Annotated in this window: 13 protein-coding genes; 8 read left to right on the top strand and 5 right to left on the bottom strand. The window is 53.2% G+C overall.

Translation table 11 applies throughout. The features are described 5' to 3' along the window. The first annotated feature begins 50 nt into the window (after window positions 1–50). Complete coding sequence (zntR, locus tag ACSHSR_RS19660) at window positions 51–542, top strand: Zn(2+)-responsive transcriptional regulator (protein WP_028781380.1); 492 nt, start codon at window positions 51–53, stop codon at window positions 540–542. Next, complete coding sequence (locus ACSHSR_RS19655) at window positions 536–1,870, top strand: SO_0444 family Cu/Zn efflux transporter (RefSeq protein WP_479631061.1); 1,335 nt, start codon at window positions 536–538, stop codon at window positions 1,868–1,870. Before zntR ends, ACSHSR_RS19655 begins: the two co-directional genes overlap by 7 nt. An 83-nt stretch (window positions 1,871–1,953) precedes the next feature. Here the strand turns inward: ACSHSR_RS19655 and ACSHSR_RS19650 are convergent, their stop codons facing one another. Together ACSHSR_RS19650 and ACSHSR_RS19645 are read right to left on the bottom strand one after the other, a co-directional pair. Then, window positions 1,954–2,085: a hypothetical protein gene (locus tag ACSHSR_RS19650; protein ID WP_096141150.1), complete on the bottom strand. Its 132-nt coding sequence runs from the start codon at window positions 2,083–2,085 to the stop codon at window positions 1,954–1,956. A 428-nt stretch (window positions 2,086–2,513) separates the two neighbouring features. Beyond that, window positions 2,514–3,401 carry a DMT family transporter gene (locus ACSHSR_RS19645; RefSeq protein ID WP_243756802.1) on the bottom strand — a complete coding sequence of 296 codons (888 nt, stop codon included), beginning with the start codon at window positions 3,399–3,401 and terminating at the stop codon, window positions 2,514–2,516. Window positions 3,402–3,538: 137 nt separating this feature from the next. Here ACSHSR_RS19645 and ACSHSR_RS19640 point away from each other — a divergent pair, with 137 nt between their 5' ends. Then, window positions 3,539–4,342 carry an AraC family transcriptional regulator gene (locus tag ACSHSR_RS19640; RefSeq protein WP_025889952.1) on the top strand — a complete coding sequence of 268 codons (804 nt, stop codon included), beginning with the start codon at window positions 3,539–3,541 and terminating at the stop codon, window positions 4,340–4,342. Window positions 4,343–4,702: 360 nt separating this feature from the next. Here ACSHSR_RS19640 and ACSHSR_RS19635 read toward each other — a convergent pair whose 3' ends face one another. Together ACSHSR_RS19635 and ACSHSR_RS19630 are read right to left on the bottom strand one after the other, a co-directional pair. After that, window positions 4,703–5,092, bottom strand: a complete 390-nt coding sequence (locus ACSHSR_RS19635; protein WP_479631060.1) for a GreA/GreB family elongation factor — start codon at window positions 5,090–5,092, stop codon at window positions 4,703–4,705. Window positions 5,093–5,323: 231 nt separating this feature from the next. Beyond that, a complete protein-coding gene (locus ACSHSR_RS19630) occupies window positions 5,324–6,298 on the bottom strand; it encodes a LysR family transcriptional regulator (RefSeq protein WP_028781375.1) in 975 nt (324 codons plus the stop codon). Window positions 6,299–6,398: 100 nt separating this feature from the next. On the opposite strand from ACSHSR_RS19630, the gene ACSHSR_RS19625 reads away from it, so the two are divergent. The 5 genes from ACSHSR_RS19625 to ACSHSR_RS19605 all read left to right on the top strand — a co-directional run bounded on the left by ACSHSR_RS19625 (window position 6,399) and on the right by ACSHSR_RS19605 (window position 11,398). Beyond that, window positions 6,399–7,448 (top strand): HlyD family secretion protein, encoded by a 1,050-nt coding sequence (locus ACSHSR_RS19625; RefSeq protein ID WP_479631059.1) that lies wholly within the window; start codon window positions 6,399–6,401, stop codon window positions 7,446–7,448. A 13-nt stretch (window positions 7,449–7,461) separates the two neighbouring features. Further along, window positions 7,462–9,042 carry a DHA2 family efflux MFS transporter permease subunit gene (locus ACSHSR_RS19620; protein WP_479631058.1) on the top strand — a complete coding sequence of 527 codons (1,581 nt, stop codon included), beginning with the start codon at window positions 7,462–7,464 and terminating at the stop codon, window positions 9,040–9,042. A 110-nt stretch (window positions 9,043–9,152) separates the two neighbouring features. Next, entirely contained in the window at window positions 9,153–9,620 is a 468-nt protein-coding gene (locus tag ACSHSR_RS19615) for a GNAT family N-acetyltransferase (protein ID WP_208150129.1), read from the top strand. Further along, window positions 9,621–9,938 (top strand): putative quinol monooxygenase, encoded by a 318-nt coding sequence (locus ACSHSR_RS19610; RefSeq protein ID WP_479631057.1) that lies wholly within the window; start codon window positions 9,621–9,623, stop codon window positions 9,936–9,938. 134 nt (window positions 9,939–10,072) lie between these two features. Then, a complete protein-coding gene (locus ACSHSR_RS19605) occupies window positions 10,073–11,398 on the top strand; it encodes an IS4 family transposase (protein ID WP_208184440.1) in 1,326 nt (441 codons plus the stop codon). 27 nt (window positions 11,399–11,425) lie between these two features. Here ACSHSR_RS19605 and ACSHSR_RS19600 read toward each other — a convergent pair whose 3' ends face one another. Next, the gene (locus ACSHSR_RS19600; RefSeq protein ID WP_221052388.1) at window positions 11,426–11,677 is read right to left on the bottom strand and encodes a hypothetical protein; all 252 of its coding nucleotides are present in this window, start codon (window positions 11,675–11,677) and stop codon (window positions 11,426–11,428) included. Window positions 11,678–11,806 lie beyond the last annotated feature (129 nt).

Raw genomic sequence — 11,806 nt, 5'->3', positions numbered from 1 at the left:
TTAAGCTCTAAGCTTTATACTTGAATAGGAATTATTAGCAGGAACTGCATATGTACAGGATAGGTGAACTGGCCAAGCGCTTTGATATCAAGGCCGATACCCTGAGGTTTTACGAGAAACACGGCCTGCTGGCACCCTCTATGCGCACCGACTCCGGTTACCGGGTCTACAGCGACAGGGATGCCGAGCGGCTGAAGTTTATTCTCAGGGCCAAGGCGGTGGGTTTTACCCTGGGGGAGATAGCCGAGCTTTTGTCCATTGAACTGGATAAGTCCAACCGTGCCTGCAGCGATGTCAAAGGCATGGTGGACGACAAGTTGGATAAGGTGCAGCAGAAAATTGCCGAGCTTAATCAGTTCCGCCAGTCTTTGCAGTTACTGTCGGATACTTGCTGTGGCGGCCCGGAAAGTGCCGAGCATTGCTCGATTTTGGAGGCGTTGGAGTCCTGTGACGATGAGCTGTCCCCCAGAGTCGAAACCGGCAAGGGTCACAATCACAGTCATGCCAATAGCCGTGTAAGTAGGGGCGCAAAATCATGTTGATGGATAATTTTATTGAGCTGTTTCTCGAGTCGGCCCCCTGGCTGCTATTGGGGCTGGTGCTGGCGGGGCTGCTGAAGGTTTTTGTTCCCATGAGCTGGATGCAAAAACAATTGGGGGGACATGGCCTCAAGACCACTGTCAAGGCGGCTCTGCTGGGTGCGCCTTTGCCGCTGTGTTCCTGCGGCGTTATCCCGGCCGCCGTTGGCCTGAGACGCAGTGGCGCCTCCAAGGCGGCCACCACCTCTTTTCTGGTATCGACCCCTGAAACCGGCGTCGATTCGGTCACTGTGTCCTATGTTCTGCTCGGCCCCTTTATGGCGATTGTCAGACCTATTGCCGCGGTATGCAGTGCCATAGTGGCGGGTTTGTTGGTTGGCCGCGATGATGAGCCGGCTTTGCCCTCTGAGGCTGTGAAGAAGAGCGAGGCGGAGAAGGCTCAAGCCAAAACCGTGGCTCAGTTCAAGCCGGTAGGCGCCGCCAATTTCAGTCCTCTCAAGGCCGCGCCGACACAAGCTCAGAGTTCCTGCTGTGCCCCGGCCAAGGTGCAAGAGGCAGACTGTTGCAGTACGGCTAAGATCAGTACCGCTAAGGCCAGCACCGTCGGCGGGTCTTGTTGCTCTTCGGTCAAGGAAGAAGCCACTCAGTCCTGCTGCTCTCAACCTAAGGTAGAGGCGGCTTCATGCTGTTCATCATCGCAATCGGCCTCGAACTGCTGCGACAGTGACGATATGGCGACTGAACTCAAGTCGAAGTCTGTCTTGCATAGAGTGCTGGCCGGTCTCAAGTATGCCGCCACGGATCTGGTGCGTGACACCGCCATCTGGTTGCTGGTGGGGTTATTCTTTGCCGCGCTGGTACAGACCTATGTGCCGGGAGACTTCCTGGCCCAATGGGGCGGCGGTATTCTGGCCATGTTGGTGATGGTTCTCATCTCCATCCCCATGTATATCTGTGCCACAGCTTCGACGCCGATAGCGGCAGGTTTGCTGCTGGCCGGGGTTTCTCCGGGCGCTGTATTGGTGTTTATGCTGGCGGGACCCGCCACCAACATAGCCACCCTAGGCGTAGTCGCCAAAGAGATGGGTAAACGGGCGCTTTACGGCTATCTTGGCGGGGTACTCGGGGTGGCGCTGCTGGCCGGAATGCTGGTGAACTTGCTGGTGGCGAACTTTGGTTTTGAAGTGATGCCGCAGATAGGGGAAGAGCACCAGTTACTGCCACAGGCTGTGGTCAACTGGTCGGGGATTATTCTGGCGCTGCTGATGGCCAAGGTGATTTACGACAAGATCCCCAGGCGTTGGCTGCGGCGGGATTGCTGCTCCGGCTGACACTCCACTGCACAAGGGAAAGGCGCTCGATTGAGCGCCTTTCGTTTTATCTATTGCCAAACAGGGGCTGTGAAGGGAGGGGGTCATTTGCCTTGTTTGATATTCTCCACAGGATTGAGTTTGGCCTGTTTCTTGGCCATTTTGGCGGCCCGCTTCTCCTTGGCAGAGTGCATGGGTTTCTTCTTTTGCTCTTTGCTGTTTCTGTGCTCTTTCATGGTTTTGATTCCATTGATAGCGAAAGCCTGGCTGGGGTTTATCTCCCCGCTTCCTGCAATTTAAGATCCACTTACAGCTGGCATACCGGTCAGTCAGACACCGGCGTGATTCAACCAGTTGGTCGGCCAGGGCCGACTCGGATATTTTACGCCTGTTACCGAAATACTGCTGTCGGCTTCAATAGAATATTTGAGAATAAGTTTTTGTTTTTGAGATGGTATTTGACTAAGGAGCGCGAACAAGTTTTATCTGTGCTGTGCGTCGGCTTGCATGCCTATATGCAAGGCGTGTTTCACAGCCAATAGCCCTGGCCCTTTGCGAGAATTTCCTAAGAGTATTTCACTACAAAGTGGCCAGGGCCGTGCGAAAGATTGTGTGAGAGAGCGAGTGAAAGCCTGGACGAATCAGTCGCTGCCACAACCCTTCTTTAAAGTGCTTCCGCCTTGAGCATGGCTCTTGGGCGTCTGGCACGATACTGCACCAGGCTGACCCCGGTCAGCACCAAGGCACCGCCGACATAGTGAGGGACTCCCAACTGCTCACCCAGTAACGTGGATGCCAGCACGGCAGTGAAGATTGGCATCAGGTTCATAAAGATGGCGGTTCTCTCTGTGCCCAGCAGCGCAATCGCCTTGATCCAGGCCCAGGGCGCCAGAATCGAGGCACAGATAGCGGCATAGGCTATCAAGGGCAGTGAAGCCTGGGTGATGCTGATACTGCTGGCAAAGAGCAGCAGAGGCGACAGCATGAACACGGCGAACAGTATCTGCATATACAGCAGGTCCCAGGTCGGCAGTTGCAGCGACCAGCGTTTTAATAGCACGCCGTAGAGGGCGTAGACCACGGCGGCCAGCAGTAACAAGAGATCGCCGGGTACCACTGAGGTAGACAGCCTGGCCAAGTCGCCTTGGCTGAGCATAAACAGTAAACCGCTGAAGGAGATAAAGGCGCCCAGCAGTGCCAATTTGGAAAGCCTCACTCCGAGCAAAGGCACCGCCAGTAGCAGGCTGAGAACCGGCACCAGAGAAGTGATCAATGCCATATTGGTGGCGCTGGTGGTCGCGGCGGCAAAATACGCCAGACTTTGGTTCAGCACCATTCCCAGGCTTGCCAGCACTGCGAGTTTGCCAAGATGGGGACGGATCATGGCGCGGCGGCGCCAAACCCCGGGGAGCAGCACTGGGGTCAAGAGCAAAAGTGCAAAAGCCCAACGGTAGAAAGAGATGGCTTCCGGCGCTATGACACCGGCGGAAAGTTTATTGACCAGACTATTGCCGGCCCAGATGGCTACGGCCAACAAGGGAAACAGATACAAAACAGGGCTCCTCAGAACTACGAGCAAGGCTCAACAGACAAACCTGGGTTGGATAATACGGGGCAGATTATTCCACGTCTTATGTGATATACATATCTGTTATCAGACAAAGTCAACCCGCCTTCGGACATTTGCATATGGCCAATATCTATCACCCACCTGAGCAGCATCCCGGTGACGGCTCGCAGGTATTCTTCTACTACCAGCAATTTTCACCCGATACGCTGACGCCTATGCACAGTCATGTCTGGGGGCAACTGCAACTGAGCCGCGGCGGTTTGATGGAGCTGGTGGCTCAAGGACGGCGCTTTATGTCGTTGTCGCAGTGCGGTATCTGGATCCCGGCCGGAGTAAAGCATGAGAGTTACATGCGCCGCTGCGTGCAGTACAGTTCAATGAATGTGCCGCAGGAACTGGCTGCCAGGCTGCCCAAGCACATCTGTCTGCTGGAGTTGAGCCCGATAGCGGAAGCTATTTTGATGGACTTGAACTCAAGAGGTGTCGAGCTGGCACATACACCTGAGGATCAAAGACTGCTTAAGGTGTTGTTGGATCAGCTGAGTCAGGCCAGGGAAGTGCAACCCTTTTTACCGGTAACCGACCATCCCATGTTGCAGGCCATAGCTGCCGAGCTGGAAGCCGAGCCTGAGGGCGGGCGCAGTTTTGCCGCCTGGGCCAATACCTTAGGTACCACAGAACGCACTTTGGCGCGCTTGTGCCAGGCAAGGCTTGGAATGAACTATACCGAGTGGCGGCAACGCTATCGCTTTATCCACAGTTTGCAGCTGCTGCGACAAGCGATTTCAGTGAAGGAGGTGGCACTGACGTTGGGTTACCACCAGACTTCGCCCTTTATCAGCCTGTTTCGCAAGTACGCAGGTTGTACACCGCAGGCCTACAGGCAACAGCTGGCCCAAGGAAGTGCGCTTGTCTTGCCTTGAAAAAAGGGGCGCCCTAAGGCGCCCAAAAGGTGGCTCGAAACTAAGTAAGCTATCGGAGTAGTTTGGGATTACTCCTGAACTGCGCGTTTTTCGCGTTTTTCCCGTCGTTTTTCTTTCAGGGATTTAGTCGGTTTTTTCTTTGCTTTTTCTTTACTCATGAGCGTATCTCCTCTTCAATGACCTCTCTCTACGCCGCCGCTTTGCCAGAGAGAGGGCTGTTTCCCCTTCGACCGACCGGGAAAGAGGCGGTGGCCGTCGAGGATTAAGCCAAACCCCGGATCATCCTGTCCGGGCCATTCACGGCTGAGTTAAACACTTCAAGGCACTGTCTCCTCTTTTTAAGCGTCAATAAGCATGCAATCAGGCCGGCAGGCAGGGCCTTGGCTGGTTCAGGGACAGGATCTGAAACAGCACAGGGCCACCCGGTACATCCACTTCAATCAGATCATCCAGCGTACATCCGAGCAGGGCCTCACCCAGATCGGACAATACAGAGTAGCGGCCGGAGTCGGGATCATGTTGTTGTGGATAAACCAACTCCACCTCCAGAAACTCGCCGGTTTTCAGGTTTTGCAGACGCGCCTTGGTTCCCGGGTGCATCACACCGCCGCCGGGACAGGGCTGTGCCAGCCTGGCGATCACCGATGCCAGGGCCAGTGGCCTCAACGACACATTGAACGAGTTTTGCAGATAGAGCTGCGATGTTTTGAATGAAAATAGATCTGCCAGTGCAGACAAAGATTTATACACCACCACAACCTCACAGGCTGAAACGGAAAATGAATAGAAAACTTTGCTACTGCCGGATGCGTGGCCGCACCCGGCTTACACTGGAAATGTCAGTGAAGTGCTCTTGAGAGGTAAAGTGTGACTGTACATAATGAGACTCCGCAACATCAATGCAAGTGCAAGCACTTAAAAATAAGGGAAAAAATCTAACTGGCCCTCACCATAGCCCAAGGAGATCGGAAAAGCAAACCCTCATTGGTCACAGCAGATATTGGTCGGGGTCATCTGGGCCAAATTCTCCGGGGGAATGACATAGGGAGGGATGTCCAGTACCAGACTGCCCCAGCGCTGAAATAGCGCCTCATAAAAGTATTCAACAAAGGTGCGGCACTTTCTCGGTAGATAGGCACGCTTGGGGTAGATGAGATTGATGGTGACATGTTCCATGGGAAAGTCCTGCAGTATCGGCAACAAGTCACCCCGTTGCAGAGCATCATGGGCGATCATCATAGGTAGGCTGGCGATCCCAAGGCCATCTATGGCGGCTTCTCTGGCCAGGGTGATATTGTTGACCTGCAAGCGACAGTCGGGGATTATCTCTTGCCATTGCTTGCCGTCAAAAATCCGCCAATTGCCATCTATGTAGGGCGATGCCAGGCGTATTCCTCTGTGGTTAAGCAGTTCATCGGGTGTCGTTGGCGTGCCGAACCTCTCTAGATATTCCGGGCTGGCCATCAACACCTTGTGGGCATGTACCAGGCGAAAGTGTTCCAGTCTGGGGTCATCCAATCCCTGGACATGAAACATCACATCGACACCTTCTTCGACCATATCCACCTTGCGGTTGGTCAGCTCGGCTTCTATCTGCATTTGCGGATAGTCTTCCAGAAACCTGGCGATCACAGGACCGAGTGCCTGTTGGCCAAACTCTATCGGGCAAACGATACGCAAATTACCACGGATTGTCTGTTGGCTGGCGCTGAGTTGATCTTCGGCGCTGCGTAAATCTGTGAGTATTTTATTGACTTTGTTGAAGTAAATTGAACCTGCCTCAGTCAGTTTCAGGCTACGTGTGGTGCGCAACAACAGCTGTACCCCTGTGCTGTGCTCCAACTCGGCTATCTTACGGCTGACGGTCGCTTTGGTGATGCCCATCGCCTTGGCTGCGGCAGTAAAGCTTCCTTTATCAACAACTTGCGCAAAAATCTGTACCCGATTGAGATCCATATTATTGTTACACCTGTGAAACAGTGGGTTGAGTGTATGGCATCTAATAAATCTGCTGAGACAGTTGTAAAATACCACTCCAAAATTCAGGAGTCTAATTATGTTGAAGCCCAAGATGCTGGTTGGGGGATCTGTGCTGCTGGTGGCCATCTTGGGCGGCGGTTGGTACTGGTATCAGCAACTCAGATTTATCGAAACCACAGACAACGCTTATGTTGAAACCGACATTTCTCACCTGAGTGTAAAGGTGCCGGGTTATGTGGTTAAAACCGATATTACAGACAACCAGCACGTAGAAGCAGGGCAGTTGCTGGCACAACTTGAAGACAGTCAGTATCAGGCCAAGTTGTCGCAGGAGCAGGCGGCACTGGACAGTGCCAAAGCCGAATTGACCACTTTGGCTGCCAAGGTCGATCTGCAGCAGGCATTGATCACTCAGGCCAAGGCTGGAGTGGTCGCCGCCGAGTCAGATTTGCATCGTGCCCGTCAGCAGTTGGAGCGCTCCGAAAAACTCAGACAGAAAAATTACAGTTCCCAGGATGATGTGGATCAGCTGACGGCCGCTGCCGATTCTGCCGCGGCTCGTCTGGATGAAGCCAAAGCCGCACTCAATGCCAAAGAGCGGGAACTGGCAGTATTTAATGCCCAATTAACCCAGGCCGAGGCCAAGAGTCAGGAAGCGGGTGCCAGTTTGGAACTGGCTAAAATTCAACTGGCTGATACTCAGGTGCGGGCTCCATTTTCTGGAGTTGTGGGCAAACGCGGCGCCATGGTGGGGCAATACGTCCAGCCGGGGCAGTCGCTGTTCAGTTTGGTGCCGGATGGGGCCGTATGGATCACGGCGAACTTCAAAGAGACCCAGATCCAGCATATGAAGCCCGGTCAGCCGGTGCAGGTAAAGCTCGATGCGTTTCCCGACAAAACCTTTACTGGTGTTATCGATAGCCTGTCACCGGCCTCCGGCGCCAAATTCAGTCTGTTACCGGCGGAAAATGCCACGGGTAACTTCACCAAGATAGTTCAGAGGATCCCGGTAAGGATCCGCCTGCAGTTGGCAGAAGAAGATGCCAGAGTGATGCCCGGACTCAGCGCCGTCGTCAGTGTTGATACCGAGACCGGCGGCACCCTTGATGCCATCGCCCGCCGCTGAAGCCTGAATTCAGATGACTCAAGTTGCAGTCACAGCAGCCACTGCCGCGTCGCAGGATGACAGCTATGGACCCGGCTCACGCCGCGCCTGGATAGCCGTATTCGGCGGCCTGATTGGCGCCTTTATGGCGATTCTGGATATTCAGATCACCAATGCGTCGATGAAGGAGATCCAGGGTAGTCTGGGGGCCACGTTGGAAGAGGGATCCTGGATCTCGACCGCCTATCTGGTGGCCGAGATGATAGCCATTCCCCTGTCCGGCTGGTTGAGCACAGGTCTGTCGGTGCGGCGCTATCTGCTTTGGAACGCGCTGGCCTTTATTGTGGCTTCGCTGCTCTGTTCATTTGCCTGGAATTTGGAGGCGATGATCGCCTTTCGGGCACTGCAGGGCTTCTTTGGTGGCGCCCTTATTCCCCTGGCGTTTCGCTTGATTCTTGAATGCTTACCCACTGAAAAACGCGCCGTCGGTATGGCATTGTTTGGGGTAACGGCAACTTTTGCGCCTTCCATTGGCCCCACTCTGGGCGGCTGGTTGACCGAACACCTCAGCTGGCATTATCTGTTTTACATTAATCTTCCCCCTGGCTTGGTGGTGATGGCCATGTTGGCCTACGGTTTGGAGAAGAAGCCGATTCTCTGGGACAAACTCAGCAACGCCGACTATTCAGGGATAGTGACTATGGCGCTGGGGATGGGATGCCTGGAAGTGGTGTTGGAGGAGGGTAATCGCAAGGATTGGTTTGGCTCGGATCTGATCCGTAATCTGGCCATCATAGCGGCAATCAATATCTGCCTGTTTATCTGGATCCAGCTGCGCAAGTCTGCACCTTTGGTGAATTTAAGGCTTCTGGGGCAGAGAGACTTTGCTATTTCTACCTTAGCCTATTTCCTATTGGGGGCGGCGCTGTTTGGTGCTATCTATATGATCCCGCTGTTTCTGTCGCAGCTACATGACTACAGTCCGTTGGAAATCGGTGAGGTCATCATGTGGATGGGATTTCCGCAGCTCCTGGTGTTGCCACTGGTGCCGAGACTAATGCAGAAAGTTGACGGCCGTTACCTGGCGGCGTTCGGTTTTGCCATGTTGGCGCTCAGCTATTACATGAACAGCCATATGACCATGGATTATGCCGGACCGCAAATGATAGCGTCGCAGGTGGTTAGAGCCTTGGGACAGCCCTTTATCATGGTGCCGATTGGGATCCTGGCGACCATGCATCTCAAGCCTGAGCAAACGCCATCTGCGTCGACCGTGCTCAATGTGGTGCGCAACCTGGGCGGTGCCTTTGGGATTGCGCTGGTGGCGACTCTGACAGACAACCTTTCCAGAATGCATCTGGCGCATATCAAGGAAACCGTGCCCGCCGTGAGTGCCGGAGCCTATGAGGCGCTCAACGCCAACGCGGCGCTGTTGCAGGCAGCCGGCTCGGATCCGGTCACGGCTTCGGCACAAGCCAAGGCCTTATTGGCGCAGACCATGACCCAACAAGCCTATGTACAGGCCTACAACGATGTGTTTTTTATCATGGGCTGCCTGTTGGTTCTTGCCGTGGTGGCCGTGCTGTCTATCCGTAAGGCGGCACCTCAGGCGTAATCCGAAACATTTTCTTCATACCCTTTGGCCCGCCCCGTTGCGGGCATTTTTTTGCGCCGAATTTCAGACTGGTGTAGGCTGAGTTCCCGATAAATAACAGAGTACTATCCGTGCAGTGGCAATTATTACCCTTTGCTGAGTTAACCTTGGACACCCTCTATGAATTGATGAAACTCAGGGTGGATATCTTTGTGGTAGAGCAAAATTGTCCCTACCCAGAGTTGGATGAAAAAGACAGAGCAGCTGGGGCCATGCACCTGCTTGGCCGCAGCAGTTCCGGGGAGCTGTTGGCCTATGCGAGGCTGCTGCCTGCCGGGGTCAGTTATTCCCAGGTCAGTATCGGCCGGGTGGCGGTTGCCGCCGAGGCCCGAGGTGGTGGCCGCGCCAGACAGCTGATGCAGGAAGCGATTGGCGGCTGCAATAAGCTGTGGCCCGCTGAAGATATCAAGATTGGTGCGCAGGAGTATCTACGGGCGTTTTATCAGAGTTTGGGGTTTGAAGCGGTTTCAGAGGTCTATCTGGAAGACGGTATTCCCCATCTGGATATGTTGTTGCACTCTCAAAAGAAGGACACTTGAATGTCGTTATATCGTATAAACCAGCGTCAAATCGTTTGTGTGGCCAGCTTTCTGGCCAAGCCGGGTAAGGAGCAGGCCTTGATTGAGGCTCTGGGAGCGCTGATCCCGGACACCCGCAAGGAGGATGGCTGCATTCGCTACGAACTGAATCAGAGTCGCGATGAGCCGCACAGGATCACTTTCATTGAGAAGTTTGTCGACATCGAATCTTTCGACCAGCACTGCGCCAAAGACGCCATCCAGCACTATTTCCATCAGCAGATGCCTGAGCTGGTAGAGTCCCATCACGTAGAGACTTATCAGGAAATCATCGTCTGATATTTCTGGTATGAGTTGAAAACAGCTGCAACTAAAAATGCCCCGTTAGGTAATGCCGATCAGTTAAGACAGATCGCTTGACGATCTCACTGAAAGGATCAAAATCCGATGACCCCATGTCATCGGATTTTTTTATGCAACTTTCAGAAGCTTTGGCGCGTACTCATATCAATCGTCTTACCGAATTCACCTGTCTGGCCGATGTACTTGAGCCTGAGTTAATTCAGTCGTGCCTTGATTCACATGGTGTTGCCAGTTTAAGACGACGTAAGTTACCTATGGATGCCATGATTTGGGCGGTGATTGGTATGGCTCTGTTCAGAGGCGAGTCCGTCCGTTCACTCATCAATAAGCTTGATATCGTCTTACCGCAAGAGGTGGATTACGTTGCGCGCAGTGCTGTCACGCAAGCGCGTAAGCGATTGGGCTCTGACGTTGTTCAGGATGTGTTTAAGCGAAGTGCCAAGACCTGGCATGAAAGAGCAGAGCATCCTCATTGGTGTGGGCTCAACCTCTACGGTGTCGATGGTGTCGTGTGGCGAACACCTGATAGTGAGCAAAACAATCAGGTGTTCGCCAAAACCGCCAACGCTTCTGGTGATGCTGCCTATCCTCAAATTCGCATGGTTTGCATGATGGAGTTAAGCAGCCACCTGGTATTGAACAGTGCCTTTGATTCTGTTGCTGTCAGTGAAATGAATTTAGCCGCCGAACTGATATCAAGCATACCCAATAACAGCCTGACGCTGTTTGACAGAGGCTTTTATTCGTTGGGGCTTTTGCACGCCTGGCAACAGGCTCAACCGAACAGTCACTGGCTGCTGCCGTTGAAGAAAGGGACACAATATGAAGTGGTACGCTCTTTAGGAAAACACGACCAACTGGTGCAGTTAGCCACCACGCCTCAAGCCAGAAAGAAGTGGCCTATGCTACCTGACAATATTGAAGCTCGCTTACTGACAAAGACGATAAAAGGTAAGTCGGTTTCCATTTTGACCTCATTAACAGACCCCTTGCGTTATCCGGGGGCAGAGATAGCGGATTTATATGCCCATCGATGGGAGATAGAAGTGGGCTATCGGGAGATGAAGCAGCATCTTCTGGAGAGTCGCTTTACGTTGCGTAGTCAATTGCCAGAGTTGGTTATCCAAGAATTGTGGGGGGTACTATTGGCCTATAACCTCATCAGATACAAGATGATGTTGATGGCTAAGAGCTTACCGTCGTTACATCCGAACCAATTAAGCTTTAGAGATGCATCGAGTTATATCATTTTTAAACTGACTCAACTGTCATCTCAAACGCCTGGAAATGTCCCGAGAGAGGTCTTGGACATAGTGCGTAATGCGAGGCAGTTCAAGCTTGATGGGAAACGGGATAGAGCCTATCCACGTGCGTTAAAAATGAGTAAAAACAAGTATCCCATTAAGCCTAAGAAAAATGCCGTTCACACTAAGTGAACGGCATTACCCCGTTAGGGGCATTTTTCAGGCTCGGAGGCGAATGTCCGGCTGCAGGTCCAGCTCACCTGCCGAGGAGATGGTCGCCAGCTGCGCATGCTGGGCTATGATGGCCAAGGGGCCATTGAGCAGGTTACGTACAAACAGCAAGCGATAACCATATCCCTGTAAGCGATAGAAGGCGAGTTGTTGCTCGGCAGTCATGGCATGCCAATGAATGCTATTGCTGACCTGGTCGGCATCCGGCTTTCGTCTGTCAGGTACTTGTGTGGCGATCATAGTGACTCTTACCCCAGGTTGGCACTCGCGGACTATAAGGCGCTGCAGTTGTTACGTATTCGGCTAATATAACAGGCTTGCACGGGGTAAAATATGACTTTGGGCAAAAAATGTGCAAATTAGTGCTTT

This window comes from Shewanella sp. VK101 (assembly GCF_056497865.1).
The sequence above is the reverse complement of the archived record's forward strand: the minus strand, read 5'-3'. Positions and strand labels throughout refer to the sequence as shown.

Coding starts and splice junctions, on each gene's coding strand:
- zntR (WP_028781380.1), top strand. CDS start 51: ATGTACAGGATAGGTGAACTGGCCAAGCGCTTTGATATCAAGGCCGAT.
- ACSHSR_RS19655 (WP_479631061.1), top strand. CDS start 536: ATGTTGATGGATAATTTTATTGAGCTGTTTCTCGAGTCGGCCCCCTGG.
- ACSHSR_RS19650 (WP_096141150.1), bottom strand. CDS start 2,085: ATGAAAGAGCACAGAAACAGCAAAGAGCAAAAGAAGAAACCCATGCAC.
- ACSHSR_RS19640 (WP_025889952.1), top strand. CDS start 3,539: ATGGCCAATATCTATCACCCACCTGAGCAGCATCCCGGTGACGGCTCG.
- ACSHSR_RS19630 (WP_028781375.1), bottom strand. CDS start 6,298: ATGGATCTCAATCGGGTACAGATTTTTGCGCAAGTTGTTGATAAAGGA.
- ACSHSR_RS19625 (WP_479631059.1), top strand. CDS start 6,399: ATGTTGAAGCCCAAGATGCTGGTTGGGGGATCTGTGCTGCTGGTGGCC.
- ACSHSR_RS19620 (WP_479631058.1), top strand. CDS start 7,462: ATGACTCAAGTTGCAGTCACAGCAGCCACTGCCGCGTCGCAGGATGAC.
- ACSHSR_RS19610 (WP_479631057.1), top strand. CDS start 9,621: ATGTCGTTATATCGTATAAACCAGCGTCAAATCGTTTGTGTGGCCAGC.
- ACSHSR_RS19605 (WP_208184440.1), top strand. CDS start 10,073: ATGCAACTTTCAGAAGCTTTGGCGCGTACTCATATCAATCGTCTTACC.
- ACSHSR_RS19600 (WP_221052388.1), bottom strand. CDS start 11,677: ATGATCGCCACACAAGTACCTGACAGACGAAAGCCGGATGCCGACCAG.